Genomic DNA, 14449 nt, shown 5'->3' on the forward strand with positions numbered 1-14449 from the left:
CTGGACGGTTCGGGCGGAGTGGAGTTCTGCACAGATGGTGATGAAACACTATCCGGCGGAGTTCAAGGCCGACGCGGTCGCGTTGAATCGATCGCGGCCGGGAGCGACGATCGAGTCGGTGGCCGAGGGCCTCGGGGTGAACTCCGAGACCCTGCGGGGCTGGATCGAGCTCGATGACCGGCGACGTCCTGAGTCTCCTGCCGCGACCGAGGCGGATCCGGCGGTGTCGGACGTCCCCGAGGACGAGGCGGCCGCGCTGCGCAAGCGGATTCGCGAGCTGGAGGAGGAGCGGGACATCCTGCGTAAGGTGACCCGCCATTTCACCGGGAAGACGCGCCGGTAGCTGCTTTCGATTCGTCGACGACCACCCGCGCGGCTACGGGCCTGACGCGGATGTGCCCAATGGTCGGCCCAGCCAGCGCTGCATCGCTCGCGCATGTGGCCCCGTACTGCCGACGATGTGCGGGTGGCCGTCCGGATCCGTGCTCGACTGGTACCCGCTTTTCGCGTGTCACCGCGGAGCTGCGGGAGGGCGGGCACCAGACCACGAACGCGTCGGCAGGATCATGCGCGGAGCGGCTCTCCGGGCTTCGGCACGCGCTGCCGACACCGCACCACTATCGAGCCATCCCAGTCGCGCCGGGCCATGGTCAACTTCGCTCGGCTGCCAGACCGAGCCAGCGCGAATCCAGGCCAAATCCCAAGACCTGGCCGGGGAGGGCGTCAAAGCAGGAAATGGAACAACGGACTTCCCGGCTCCACCCGCTCGACCTGCAGCGGGCTCTTCTCCAGCCGCGAAAGCAGCCCGGGCAGATCCGCACGGCGGGGGATTTCCACCCCGATCAGCGCCGGACCGATCTCCCGGTTGTTCCGCTTCACGTACTCGAACCGCGTGATGTCGTCCTCCGGACCGAGGATTTCGTCGAGGAACCGCCGAAGCGCGCCGGGTTCCTGCGGGAAACTGACGAGGAAGTAGTGCTTCAACCCTTCGTGCATCAGCGACCGTTCGAGGATTTCGCTGTACCGGCTGACGTCGTTGTTGCCGCCGGAAACGACACACACCACGGTCTGCCCGGGCTCGATCTGCACCGTGGTCCCCAAAGCGGCTGCGGCGAGCGCTCCGGCGGGCTCGGCGATGATCCCGTCCGACTGGTACATCGACAGCATTTCGGTGCAGACCGCGCCCTCGGCGACCGACGTCAGGTCGGCCCCGCTGTCGCGGATCAACGGGAACGTCACGCGGCCGGCCTCGCGCACCGCGGCGCCGTCGACGAACGGGTCGACCGATTCGATCCGTACCGGCGAACCCGCTTCCAATGCCGCGGCCATGCACATCGCGCCCGCCGGCTCGACGCCGACGACCCGGATGTCCGGATGCCGCTCGCGTACCCACGTCGCGATCCCGGCGAGCAACCCGCCGCCGCCGACCGGCACGACAAGGACGTCTGGCACGAAGCCGAGCTGCTCGACCACTTCGAGCGCGACAGTGCCCTGGCCGGCGACTGTGCGTACGTCGTCGAAGGCGGGTACGAGCGTCGACCCAGTGCGGTGCGCGTCTTCCTTCGCCGCGGAGAAGGCGTCTTCGTACGTTTCGCCGACGACGATGACTTCAATGTGTGCGCCACCGAGCGCCGCGATGCGCTCGCGCTTCTGCCGAGGTGTGGTGCCCGGCACGTACACGCGACCGTTCGCCCCTAAACGGCGACACGCGTACGCGACACCTTGTGCGTGGTTACCCGCACTCGCGCAGACGACACCACGCGCGCGCGTTGAAGCGTCGAGCTGCACGATGAAGTTGTACGCGCCGCGGATCTTGTACGAGCGAACTGTCTGCTGGTCTTCGCGCTTCAGCCAGACGCGCGCGTCTACGCGGGACGAGAGGCGCGCGTTGGGCTCCAGCGGCGTACGCGTAACCACGCCAGCGAGGCGCGCGGCGGCCTGCTCGACCAGTTCGGCGTTCACAGTGTCGATGTCGTGCACTCGGGTGAATGTACTTCGCGGCCGATGGCCACTTCCGGGGTACTCACGTCACGGGCCGCGTTCACGTCTTCGGTACGGCCGGGTAAGGCACGAAAGTGCTGGTGTTCTCGTCGACCGTCAGCGGTTTGCCGATTGCCGGAAACGCGCGTTGCGAGCACGCCGGCCGGTCGCACACCTTGCAACCCATGCCGATCGGCGTCGCCGCGGCGGGCTCGTCCAGGTCGAGGCCGGTCGAGTAGACGAGCCGTCCGGCGTGCCGCAGCTCGCAGCCGAGGCCGACGGTGAACGTTTTGCCCGGACTGCCGTATCCGCCGATATTGCGCGACACTGTCCGCGCGACCCAGAAGTACCGCTTGCCGTCCGGGAGCGCGGCAATCTGGGTCAGGATCTTGCCAGGCAAGGTGAATGCCTCGTAGATGTTCCACAGCGGGCACGCGCCACCCACCCGCGAGAAGTGGAAACCCGCCGCCGACTGCCGTTTCGACATGTTCCCGGCCCGGTCCACGCGGACGAACGAGAACGGCACGCCACGCTGTTTCGGCCGCTGCAGGGTCGACAACCGGTGGCACGTGGTTTCGAAACCGACGCCGAAGTGGTCGCACAGCCGCTCGATGTCGTAGCGGAACTCCTCGGCGGCAGCGAGAAATGGACCGTAGGGCAGGATCAGCGCGCCGGCGAAGTAATTCGCCAGGCCGACGCGCGCGAGCGTGCGAGCGGCCGGGCCGGAAAACGCCCACGAGTCGGCGAGTTCGGTGATGAGATCATCGTACTCGAGCAGCGCGATCTGCGACGCCATCCGGAATGCCTGCTGCCCGATGCGCAGGCTCGGCGCGAGCCGCAAGAACCGCGTCGCCGGCTCGTACCGATGCTGCTGACCAGTGGATTCGTCGATCCCTTCGTTCGTCACCTCCACGCCGTAGCGCTGCCAGAGCCGATCCTTGAGCGATCCGATCACCGCACCGCGGCGCAGAGGAATCTCTGCAGCCATCCGTTCGGCACGCTCGTCCAGCTCGGCGACGTAGTTCTCGCGTTCGTAGAAGAAGTCGCGTACCTCCTCGTGCGGCAGCGGCGCAGCGGCGCTCCCGTGCAGGCCGAGCCCGTTTTCCGTGGTCAGCGCGGCAGTGCTCTCGACCGCATTGCGGTAGCTGCGATGCAGTTTCACCAGCGCCTGCGCGATCGACGGCAGGTTGCTCGCCAGCTCGTTCAGCTCGCTCGTGGTCACCTCGACGCCGACGACCTCGTCGAGCAGGGCTTCCTTCACATCCGCGACCAGCCGCGACGTGTCGTTGTTGGCGAAAAACTCGGTGTCGACGCCGAACGCCTGCGTGATCCGCAGCAGTACCGGCACCGTCAGCGGGCGCGAGTTGTGCTCGATCTGGTTGAGATAACTGGGTGAGATCTCGAGCACACGAGCGAGGTCAGCCTGGCTCATCGACCGGCTCTCGCGCAGATGCCGCAACCGCGCCCCGGCGAAAGTTTTGTCCATCGCTGCTCCGTCCGGCCGGAAGGTTTCCGGGCCTGAACGATTACGTGAACGATCAAGCCCGCGGATTTTCACTGCGGTTGCCAACCAGTGATTCGCAACCTTCGCAACATGCTAAGCATCCTTCGCAGAAATTGGCAAATTGGAGCGGTAGACCGGGTTTTCCTGCTCGTGTCACGGTTGTGACCAGGCAAGGCGAGCAATCGCAAACTTCGCAACACGGGAGAGTCCGATGACCGAGCAGGCCAATCAGCTCGAGCAGGCGGCGGCCGAGCTGGCCGAGCAGTGGAAGACCGACCCCCGCTGGGCGGGTGTCCAGCGGACCTACTCCGCCGCCGACGTGGTGAAGCTGCGCGGTTCGGTCGTCGAAGAGCACACGCTCGCCCGCCGCGGCGCCGAGAAGCTGTGGGACCTCCTGCACAGCGAGGACTACGTCCACGCGCTCGGCGCCCTCACCGGCAACCAGGCCGTGCAGCAGGTGCGCGCCGGCCTCAAGGCCATCTACCTGTCCGGCTGGCAGGTCGCCGCCGACGCCAACCTCGCCGGCCAGACCTACCCGGACCAGAGCTTGTACCCGGCCAACTCGGTCCCGGCCGTGGTCCGCCGGATCAACAACGCGCTGGGCCGCGCGGACCAGATCAACTGGGCCGAGGGCAACGGCGACATCGACTGGTACGCGCCGATCGTCGCCGACGCCGAAGCCGGCTTCGGCGGTCCGCTGAACGCGTTCGAGCTGATGAAGGGCATGATCGCGGCCGGCGCCGCGGGCGTGCACTGGGAGGACCAGCTCGCGTCCGAGAAGAAGTGTGGTCACCTCGGCGGCAAGGTCCTCATCCCGACCAAGCAGCACGAGCGCACCCTGAACGCCGCCCGCCTCGCCGCCGACGTGCTGAACGTGCCGAGCCTCGTCGTCGCCCGCACCGACGCGCAGGCCGCGACCTTGCTGACCAGCGACGTCGACGAGCGTGACCGCAAGTACCTCACCGGCGGCCGCACTTCCGAGGGCTTCTACGAGGTCACCAACGGGATCGAACCGTGCATCGACCGCGGCCTGGCGTACGCGCAGTACGCCGACCTGCTGTGGATGGAGACCTCCACGCCGGACCTCGAGATCGCGCGCAAATACGCCGAGGCCATCAAGGCGCAGTACCCGGACCAGATGCTGGCCTACAACTGCTCGCCGTCGTTCAACTGGAAGAAGCACCTGGACGACGACACCATCGCCCGCTTCCAGCGCGAACTCGGCGCGATGGGCTACAAGTTCCAGTTCATCACGCTCGCCGGTTTCCACGCGCTGAACTACTCGATGTTCGACCTGGCGCACGGCTACGCCCGCGAAGGCATGACCGCCTACGTCGACCTGCAGGAGCGCGAGTTCGCTTCGGAGGAGCGCGGCTACACCGCGACGAAGCACCAGCGCGAGGTCGGCACCGGCTGGTTCGACCTGGTGTCCACCGCGCTGAACCCGGAGAGCTCGACCACCGCGCTCAAGGGTTCGACCGAGGAAGACCAGTTCCACTGACCCACCCCGCGGGCCGGCGACCCCGGTCGCCGGCCCGCCCCTTCCTTTCCCCTCGCGGAGGTACGAGATGGCTGACACGCTGAACTACCGCATCGAGGTCACCGGTCCCGCCGATGGCCGGTTCGCCGAGATCCTCACCCCGGCTGCACTGGACTTCGTCGCCAAGCTCGACAACACCTTCGCCGGACGCCGCCGCGAACTGCTCGACGCGCGCCGCCGTCGCCGCGAGCGGCTGCAGTCGGGGGAGGAGCAGCTGGACTTCCTGCCGGAGACACGGTCCATCCGATCGGACGAAAGCTGGCACGTCGCGCCCGCCGCACCCGGTCTCGAGGACCGGCGCGTGGAGATCACCGGGCCGACCGACCGCAAGATGACGGTGAACGCGCTCAACTCAGGCGCGAAGGTGTGGCTGGCAGACTTCGAGGACGCGACTTCGCCTACTTGGCACAACATTGTCGACGGCCAGCTCAACCTCTTCGATGCTATCCGCCGCAACATCGATTTCACCACCGAAGCCGGCAAGCGGTACACGATCGGCGACGACCCGGCGACGATCGTCGCCCGGCCGCGTGGCTGGCACCTGGTCGAGAAACACATCCGCATCGACGGTCGCCCCGTTTCGGCGAGCCTCGTCGACTTCGGGCTGTACTTCTTCCACAACGCCCGTCAGCTCCTGGCGCGTGGCAGTGGCCCGTACTTCTACCTGCCGAAGCTCGAGAGCCACCTCGAAGCGCGGCTGTGGAACGACGTTTTCCTGCTGGCGCAACAGGAACTCGGCATCCCGCGCGGCACGATCCGCGCCACCGTGCTGATCGAGACGATCACCGCAGCCTTCGAGATGGACGAGATCCTCTACGAGCTGCGTGAACACGCCTCGGGTTTGAACGCCGGCCGTTGGGACTACATCTTCAGCGTCATCAAGAACTTCTCCGCCCACGGCGCCGATTTCGTGCTGCCGGACCGCGCCCAGGTGACGATGACGGTCCCCTTCATGCGCGCATACACCGAGCTGCTCGTCCGCACGTGTCATCGTCGCGGGGCGCACGCGATCGGCGGGATGGCGGCGTTCATCCCGAGTAAGGATCCTGTCACCAACGAGAACGCGCTGCAGAAGGTCCGTCAGGACAAGGAACGCGAGGCGGGCGACGGCTTCGACGGTTCGTGGGTCGCGCACCCCGGGCTGGTGCCGGTGTGCCGCGAGGTGTTCGACGACGTGCTCGGCGGCTGGCCGAACCAGCTCGGCAAGCTGCGTGAGGACGTCACGGTCACCGCTGCCGACCTGCTCGACGTCGCGAGCGCCGGCGGCGAGGTCACCGAGGCCGGCGTGCGGGCGAACATCAACGTCGCCCTGCGCTACGTCGACTCCTGGCTGCGTGGCACAGGCGCCGCAGCGATCCACCACCTCATGGAAGACGCCGCGACGGCCGAAATCGCCCGATGCCAGGTGTGGCAATGGATCCGCAACGGAACGAAGCTCGAGGACGGTACCGCGCTGACCCGCGAGCTCGCAGCCGAATTCCTGGACGAGGAACTGGCGAACGTCCGCGCCGACTTCGGCAACACGACTCATCGCCTCGACGACGCCCGGGCGATTTTCACCGAAACCGCCCTGGGCGACAAACTGCCGAGCTTCCTCACGACGGGCGCGTATGCCCGCTACCTCACCGCCACCACCGGGTGAGCACACTCCGGTCGCCAGTGACCTGACCACAGGCGACCGGCACCCCGCACCGGTATTTGGGATCGTGCGGGGGACGGGTCCGGTGGCGGAGGCTCCCCGCCACCGGACCCGGGTCTTTTCCTGGCCCGCGCTGTCCGCTTGTTGTCTGCGGCTGGGCGATAGTGCGGGCTTTGGGTTTGGTCACAGGTGTTCGGTGGCTTGACCTGCTGGAGAGCGAGTGACGGAGTCCGGCTGGGAATGCTCGCCGCGGGAGCTGCGGTGGCGGGGCGTCGACGCGGATGTATCGCAGCTCAACGAATCCGCGTTCGCGGTGAGCTTCTTGCGGTGGTTTCGGGTTGAGTCGTCGGCAGTGTTCCGGATTGAGCCATCGGTGACAGTTTCGGGTTGAACCAGCGGGCGTCAGTTCCGAGTTGAGCCTGCGGGCACCGATTCCGGGTTCAGCCACCCGGCGACATTTTCGGGTTGAGCTGTCGGACACGAGTTCCGGGTTGAGCCACCCGGCGACATTTTCGGGTTGAGCCGTCGGGCACGAGTTCCGAGCCGAAATCCTCCGCATGCTGTCTCCGGCCGAGCTCCCGAAAACCGCTCGCCGTCTGATCATTCCCAGCCGCGCGCCCCAGCCCCGGGGTTCGTCGCCACTCGCGGCACCTGTCCCGGGCTCGTCGCCACCCGCGTGCAGCGGGCCCCGGGCTCGTTGCGCTGGCCACGTGCCAGGCTCCCCGGCTTGTCGCCATTCAGCGGCGACCCCCAGGTCAACCACCCTTTCCCGTCGCAACCGCCCGCCCGTCCGCACTCGCCCGCCCGCCCGCACTCGCCCGGACGTACTAGACCTCGAACGCGTTTCCGGTCGCGATCTTCGGCCGCCCCAGCTCCACCGGTTCACTCACCCGAGCTCGCCGATAGACGGCGACGGTCGCCTCCGCGATCCTCCCCCAGTCGAAATCCGCGGCGAGGCGGGCTTGGGCTGCCCGGGCGCGGCGGGTTGCGGCCGGGACATCGCTCAAGACAGTCGTGACTGCCGAAGCCAATCCCGCGACGTCACCAGGTGCGAAGGCCAACCCGGTCTCGCCATCGATGACGACTTCGCCGAGACCACCGGCCGTCGACGCGACCAGCGGTGCCTTTGCGGCCGCAGCCTCCAGCGCGACGATGCCGAACGGCTCGTATCGGCTCGGCAGCACGACCGCGTCGGCGGCGGCCAGCAGAGCACGCAAATCGCGGTCGGACAGGTGACCGGCGAAGTCCACGGCCCGGCGAATCCGCAGCTTACGGGCCTGTGAGACGAGCTCGTCGTGGTGTCGCCCTTTTCCGGCAACGACGACCCGCGTCCCCGGGAAACGTCGTCGGATCCGGGGTAACGCGGCCAGCAGATCCTGCACGCCCTTCTCCCATTCGAGCCGCCCGAAGAACAGCAGGAACGGGGCGCCGTCGGGGCTGTGCCGCGTCCGCATCCGCTCGACTTCTCCGGCCGACACCCGCCAGCTGCGTCCCTCGATGCCGTTGTGGATGACGGCGACGTCGGCCGGGTCGATCTCGAAGAGGTGCGCAACTTCCTTCCGCATCGCCTGGGAACACGTGATCACCGCGTCCGCACGGTTGGCCAGCCACCACTCGACCGAGTGCACCTGCTGGTTCAGCGGATGCGACAGCCAGCCCGAATGCCGGCCCGCCTCGGTAGCGTGGATCGTGCCGACGAGCGGCACCCGCGCTGCCTCGGCGATGGCTACGGCCGGATGCGTGACCAGCCAATCGTGCGCATGCACGACCTCGGGTTGCCAGGTACGCAACAAATCCTGCGCGGCCCGGACCATGGCGTGGCCCATGGCGAGCGTCCACGCGACGAGGTCGCGTTCGAACGTCAGGTGCATCGGATCCTCGGCCACGCGGACGACCCGCACCCCCTCGACGATCCGGTCACTGCGCGGATGCGTCGACGCGTCGGAGCCCGCAGCGTGCCGGCACAGGACGACCACTTCGTGTCCCTGCCGGGCGAGATGCCGCGCCAGCGCATGGACGTGCCGGGCCAGCCCGCCGATGACCACCGGCGGATACTCCCAGGACAACATCAGCACGCGCATGGCCCGAGGTTACTCGCCAGTTGCCTACCGCGGGGCGGCTGCCCGAGCGACCATCGACTGATGTCGCCCTAAGCCCGTCGAACTGAGGCTTGCCCGGGATGAACCTGCTGGTCAGGGCGTTTTGCCGATAAGTGGCAACGGCTCCTGGTGGCTTTGTCCTTCGTGTGGCGACAGGTGTCGGCATCGGGCGAGGATGTCGTTTGGGGCTGATTCGCTGTCACGGCCAGAGATGTCCGGTCGTTGCCCGATTCTGGCGACGACCGCATCGCCCACTTGGTTGGCGCGCCCGCGGCAACCTCCCAGCCACGGCGCCGACTCACCGACGTCGTCGCCGCGCCGACTCGCAACCGGCCGCTGTGCTGCGCACCGAACACCAGACCGGCCACCGTGGCACGCGAAGATCGCCGACCGACTGCTGCGGTCCGTGTTGCCAATTCCAGCTCACTGCCCACCACGCCTCCGCGGCGCGCAGGGCCCCGGTCAACGGCGCGCCTGACGTGGCAGATCCACCGATCGTTCCATCGCGTCGAGCGACCACTCGACAGATCAGCGCGGGCGAGTATCAACCGTGCCGAGACCCACACTTCTCTGCCACCATCGTCGGCAATGACTTCCGCAGAGCCCCAGTGGCGACGTACCGATTCACCGTTGACCACCCCGTGGACAGACCGAGTCGACCCGGTCGCGGTGCTGCCCGAATATCCCCGCCCGCAGTTGAGGCGGCCGGACTGGCTGAATCTCAACGGCGTGTGGGAGTACGCGGGGTGGCCGGTTTCTGCCGCGGAGCCGCGACCCATCGGGTACGGCGAGCGCATTTTGGTCCCGTTCGCACCGGAATCGGCGCTGTCCGGAATCGGGCGGCGTGACGAAGTGCTTTGGTACCGGCGGTTGTTCGAAATTCCTGAAAGCTGGCGTGGACGACGTGTGCTGCTGCATTTCGGTGCAGTCGACCAGAAAGCCGAGGTCCGGGTCAACAACCAATTGGTGGTCACCCATGAGGGCGGGTACACCTCGTTCTCGGCGGACATCACGGATGCGCTCCGTGTATCGGGACTGCAGGAAATTACCGTTCGCGCGGAGGACCGCACGGACATCGAGCCGTACCCGATCGGCAAGCAGCGCAACGAACCGGGCGGAATCTGCTACACGCCGACGTCGGGAATCTGGCAGACCGTGTGGCTCGAACCGGTACCGGCAGAGCGCATTTCGTCGCTCGACGTGTCTTCTGAGCTGGCGGCCATCACCGTATTTCCTCAGGTCACCGGCGGTGCGGAAGTGGAGTTGACGGTTTCGCCGCCCAACGGCGACGAGATCGCGCGCGTCCGGAGCGTCGTCGGTGGGCGACTGCGCGCCGAAATTCCTGACCCGCGACTATGGACTCCCGACGACCCATTTCTTTACGACATCACCGTCCGGCTGCTCGATACGCATGGTGACGTTCTGGACGAGGTCACGAGCTATCGCGGCTTGCGAACGGTGGAAATCGTCCCGGATGTCGACGGACGGCCACGGATCGCCCTCAACGGCCGGGTCACCTTTCTGCACGGACCACTCGACCAGGGCTACTGGCCGGACGGCGGTTACACCGCGCCGACCGATGCCGCCCTCCGATTCGACCTCGAGAAGACGAAAGAACTCGGGTTCAACCTGGTCCGCAAGCACGTCAAAGTGGAGCCGGCCCGCTGGTACTACTGGGCGGACCGGCTGGGATTGGCCGTCTGGCAGGACATGCCGTCGCTGGTCGTGTCCTTCGGCGGACCGCCCGGTCCCGCGCCGGACCCGCTGCCCGAAGGCCGGCAGCGGTTCGAAGCCGAGCTGCGGGAATTGGTGGCGCAGCTGCAGAACGTCACGTCGATCGTCGCCTGGGTGCCGTTCAACGAAGGCTGGGGCGAATTCGACACAGCCCGGATCGCGGCCCTCGTGAAGGAACTCGATCCGACGCGCCTGGTGATTGCCAACAGCGGAGTCAACTGCTGCTTTTCCCGCCCGGACACCGGCTCCGGCGATATCTACGACGACCACACGTATGTCGGACCGGGGGAGCCGCGCGAGGGGGACCATCGCGCACTGGTCGACGGCGAATACGGTGGCCTTGGACTGATTCTGGACGACCACCGCTGGCCGGGCCTGCCCAACGCGTACGAGATGACGGCCGATTCCGCAGACCTGACCCGGCGGTATGCGGAAGTCAGTGGGCGCCTCGATCGGCTGGTTTCCGCGCGAGGGTTGTCCGCAGCTGTCTATACGCAGACCACCGATGTGGAGAATGAGGTCAACGGTCTCCTCACGTATGACCGGCGAGTGCAGAAACTCGACTTCGAGGACGCCGCAGACCGCAATCGTGCGGTGATCGCCAGTGGGTCGCACCCGGAGGTGAAGACAGCGGCTGAGGCTGCGGATGGCCGTTGACCTGCTATTCGCCAGAGAACGGCAACTGTGGCGGCGAGGGTGGTGTCAACACGGAGTGGGCGATGACGCGGAGGTCGATACGGAGTGGGTGACGTCGAGGTCGATACGGAGTGGGTGACGCGGAGGTCGAGACGGAGTGGGTGACGTTGAGGTCGACACTGAGCGGGTGACGTCGAGGTCAACGGCTAGGCTAGGCTACCGACCCCGCCTGACCTGCGATTAGCCACTGATTGGCGACGGCCACAGCCAGCCCTGGTCACAGGCGAGGGAGATCGGTCGCAGCGACAGCCGCAGCCGAGAAGGTCGGCAGTTGCCGCTGAAAGGCGACGGCAGGTCACCGCGCCGATCGCGGTCCAGAAACGGACTGGCGCACCATGAACACCCCGGGACCCTCATCGCCGAAACCCGGCTCCCCGGCCCGGCAATTCAGCCAGGCCGGAGAGCAGCGGATACAACCTCAAGCAGGTAGAGCTGCCTCGATCGCCTTGACAATCGTCTCGTCTTCGGGTTCCGTGCGCGGCCGGAACCGGCCCAGCACTTCACCATCGGGGCTGACCAGGAACTTCTCGAAGTTCCACTGCACGTCCCCGGTCTCGCCGTCGGCGTCTGGGGTTTCGGTGAGGCTCGCGTACAGCGGGTGCCGGGATTCGCCGTTGACGTCGATCTTCTCGAACAGCGGGAAGGAGACGCCGTACGTCGTGGAGCAGAAGGTCTGGATTTCCTCCGCAGTGCCCGGTTCCTGGCCGGCGAACTGGTTGCAGGGGAACCCGACGACGGAGAATCCCTTGTCCCCGTAGCGTTCCTGCAGCCGTTCCAGGCCGGTGTACTGCGGCGTCAGCCCGCACTTCGATGCCACGTTGACCACGAGCAGCGTCTTGCCTGCCAGCGGGCCGCCGAGGGTGGCGTCGTCCCCGGAGAGCGTCTTGAGGGGCAGGTCGCGGATTCCCATGAGGGTCCTTTCCGTTGTCATGCAGGAGAACGGCGCAGGGTGCGCGCGTCCAAATGTCCGAACGGGCCGTCAGCCCGGCGGTATTCCTCGGCCAGGGCCAACGCGCGAGCACGATTTCCGGCGCGGAGCAAGCCGGCCAGTGCATCGAATCGCTCAGTGTGCACGCGGGCGCGGCGGCGGGCGTAGTCGGCGGCGGAGTCCTTCGTGACCATGAATGCCCAGTCGCTGGACAGGGCCAGCATCGCCTCGGCCACGGCCTGGTCGGCGACAGCGTCGCGAGAGGTCCCCTCGTACCCGTCGACGAGGTCGAGCAGCCTTGTCTGCAGCGCGGCGTTGTCCTGCACCATGTCGGCGACCTGTTCGCCGTCCCAGACGCGCCAGTCCTTGCCGGACCCCCACGACGACGCCGGAAGGTCGACCCGTTCACCGAGGTGCCCGGCCTCAAGCGCGCCGCGTAGCGTGGTCACCCGGACGCCCGCCTCGGGCAGCGCGCGCAGGATTCCTTCGAGCCATGCTGGACCTTCGTGCCACCAATGGCCGAAAAGTTCCGTGTCGTAGGCCGCTACCACCAGCGACTCGCGGCCGTGCCGTTCGCGGAGCGATCGCAGCCGCGTGACGACCGTTTCGACGAAATCCTTGACGTGCGAGCCGAGAACGTCCGCGGCGAGCGCCGGGTCATACGGCGATTTGTCTTGTGGTTCAACCGTTTTTCCGGTGACGCGCGACGCCTTCAGCCCGACCTCGTGCGCCCATGTGTGGAAATCCCGGTACGCCGAGTGCCCTGGGTAGCCCGCTTTCGGCGACCAGACCCGGTACGTGACCTCGAGATCGCGTCCGAAGCACACGACGTCGGATTCGCCGACGGGATGCGCGGACGAAGTGTCACCATGGAGTGAAGGTCCGTCCACGAGGAAGCGTCGCACGCCTGCGTCGTGATAGTCTTGCTCCATTCCCACTGCATAACCACATTCCGGTGCCCATATACCTTCTTGTGCGTGGCCGACGCGCAGCGCGGTGTCCTCCAAACCTGCATGGAGAGCAAACCGTCGTACCCGCTGGTCCAGCAACGGCTGGAACGGATGCGCCAGCGGTCCGCCGAGCAGCTCGATCGTGTCACTGTCCACAAGCGACCGAAGAATCGGCGAGAAACCGTGCCGCCAGCGCGTTTCCAGGTCGTCGGTGGCGTGCGTCGCGGCCTGGTGCTCGGCGGCGGCGAGGTCGCGGAGTAGCGGATCGCCGTGCCAGAGCGTCGATGCGTGCTGCGTGCGCAGCTGCCAATGGCCGACCCAGTCGTGGCAGGCGCGGATCGCGTACGGGTCGTCGAGCTGCGCGGCGAGGACCGGCGTCATGCCGAGGGTGAGCACGTCGCGCCGGCCTTCTTCGGCGAAGCGGCGCAACAGGTTCACCACGGGTAGGTACGAATGCGTCCACGCCTGGTACAGCCATTCCTCGCCGACCGGCCAGCTGCCGTGGTGCGGCAGCCACGGCAGATGGCTGTGCAGGACAAGGCAGAATGTGCCCTCGTGCGCGGAATTCCGGACGTTCACGGGCGAACCGCCACGGCGACGAGGTCGAGGCTCGCGTCAAGGTCACGGTCGTGCACGGTGAAATCGTCGGCGCGGATCGCCGCGACGTCTGCGAGGAGGTCGGCGGGCCAAGCGGCCTGTCCGGGAAGGGAGCCCATCACCACCGCGAGCTGAGCGTCGATGAGCGAGCCGCCATGGCGATTTTCCACCGCCCGAAGGCTTTCCGAGTGGTGCAGCCCGTGCAGCGTCGCCATGGAGAACCCGGCCGCGCGCAGCAGACCGTCCAGTTCGGACGGTGCCAGCTCGCGAGTGTGGAACGGGTTGAGCGGGGTGTCGCTGTCCGGCGTGAAGGTGAGCCGGTTCGGGGTCGTCACCAGCAGTTTCCCGCCTGGGCGCAGGACACGAAAACATTCGGCAAGAAAACCGTCCTGGTCCCACAGATGCTCGATCACCTGGAAGTTCGCTACCACGTCCACCGAGCCGTCCCGGACCGGCAGATACGCGAGATTTGCCCGCGCGACGGCAACGTCCGGATACCGGCGCGCGACGTGTTCGGTGGTCGGCACGTCGTAGTCCAGCGCGAGCACCTGCCGGGCCTTTCGGGCGATGAGACTCGCGCCGTACCCCTCGCCGCAGCCGGCTTCGAGAACCATCGCGTCGGCGCAGTGGGGGAGCAGCGCAAAATACGCAGCCTCATGGCGCCGGAACCAGTAATTCTCCTCCGGTAGGCCGGGGACGGTCCGTTCGCCGGTGAGGTGCAGTGCCTCGGCCCGGGTCGCTGCGTTGGTCACCTGCGCGACCCTAGCGCGTGTCACGTTCCG

Annotated in this window: 10 protein-coding genes; 4 read left to right on the forward strand and 6 right to left on the reverse strand. The window is 67.2% G+C overall.

Annotated features, from left to right (window positions below):
• The first annotated feature begins 40 nt into the window (after nt 1–40).
• A complete protein-coding gene (locus tag OO71_RS23185; RefSeq protein ID WP_162186103.1) occupies nt 41–343 on the forward strand; it encodes a transposase in 303 nt (100 codons plus the stop codon).
• 380 nt (nt 344–723) lie between these two features.
• On the opposite strand, the gene ilvA is transcribed toward OO71_RS23185, so the two are convergent.
• Nucleotides 724–1980: a threonine ammonia-lyase IlvA gene (ilvA, locus tag OO71_RS23190; protein WP_033291961.1), complete on the reverse strand. Its 1257-nt coding sequence runs from the start codon at nt 1978–1980 to the stop codon at nt 724–726.
• A gap of 61 nt (nt 1981–2041) precedes the next feature.
• A complete protein-coding gene (locus OO71_RS23195) occupies nt 2042–3466 on the reverse strand; it encodes a short-chain fatty acyl-CoA regulator family protein (RefSeq protein ID WP_033291962.1) in 1425 nt (474 codons plus the stop codon).
• 229 nt (nt 3467–3695) lie between these two features.
• Here OO71_RS23195 and aceA point away from each other — a divergent pair, with 229 nt between their 5' ends.
• Together aceA and aceB are read left to right on the forward strand one after the other, a co-directional pair.
• The gene (gene aceA / locus OO71_RS23200) at nt 3696–4985 is read left to right on the forward strand and encodes an isocitrate lyase (RefSeq protein ID WP_033291963.1); all 1290 of its coding nucleotides are present in this window, start codon (nt 3696–3698) and stop codon (nt 4983–4985) included.
• Between the two features lie 67 nt (nt 4986–5052).
• Nucleotides 5053–6666, forward strand: a complete 1614-nt coding sequence (aceB, locus tag OO71_RS23205; RefSeq protein WP_033291964.1) for a malate synthase A — start codon at nt 5053–5055, stop codon at nt 6664–6666.
• Nucleotides 6667–7490: 824 nt separating this feature from the next.
• On the opposite strand, the gene OO71_RS23210 is transcribed toward aceB, so the two are convergent.
• Nucleotides 7491–8744: a glycosyltransferase family 4 protein gene (locus OO71_RS23210; protein ID WP_033291965.1), complete on the reverse strand. Its 1254-nt coding sequence runs from the start codon at nt 8742–8744 to the stop codon at nt 7491–7493.
• 606 nt (nt 8745–9350) lie between these two features.
• Between OO71_RS23210 and OO71_RS23215 the strand changes: the two genes are divergently transcribed.
• Nucleotides 9351–11153: a glycoside hydrolase family 2 protein gene (locus OO71_RS23215; RefSeq protein WP_033291966.1), complete on the forward strand. Its 1803-nt coding sequence runs from the start codon at nt 9351–9353 to the stop codon at nt 11151–11153.
• A 457-nt stretch (nt 11154–11610) separates the two neighbouring features.
• Here the strand turns inward: OO71_RS23215 and OO71_RS23220 are convergent, their stop codons facing one another.
• Genes OO71_RS23220 through OO71_RS23230 form a run of 3 tightly spaced genes read right to left on the reverse strand, consistent with a single transcriptional unit; the run spans nt 11611 to nt 14419 of the window.
• Complete coding sequence (locus tag OO71_RS23220; RefSeq protein ID WP_033291967.1) at nt 11611–12102, reverse strand: glutathione peroxidase; 492 nt, start codon at nt 12100–12102, stop codon at nt 11611–11613.
• Nucleotides 12103–12119: 17 nt separating this feature from the next.
• Nucleotides 12120–13649, reverse strand: a complete 1530-nt coding sequence (locus tag OO71_RS23225) for a 1,4-alpha-glucan branching protein domain-containing protein (RefSeq protein WP_033291968.1) — start codon at nt 13647–13649, stop codon at nt 12120–12122.
• A complete protein-coding gene (locus OO71_RS23230) occupies nt 13646–14419 on the reverse strand; it encodes a class I SAM-dependent methyltransferase (protein WP_033291969.1) in 774 nt (257 codons plus the stop codon). Before OO71_RS23230 ends, OO71_RS23225 begins: the two co-directional genes overlap by 4 nt.
• Nucleotides 14420–14449: the final 30 nt, after the last annotated feature.

Origin of the sequence: Amycolatopsis jejuensis, from assembly GCF_000717335.1 — a bacterium.
Taxonomy (GTDB): Bacteria; Actinomycetota; Actinomycetes; order Mycobacteriales; family Pseudonocardiaceae; genus Amycolatopsis; species Amycolatopsis jejuensis.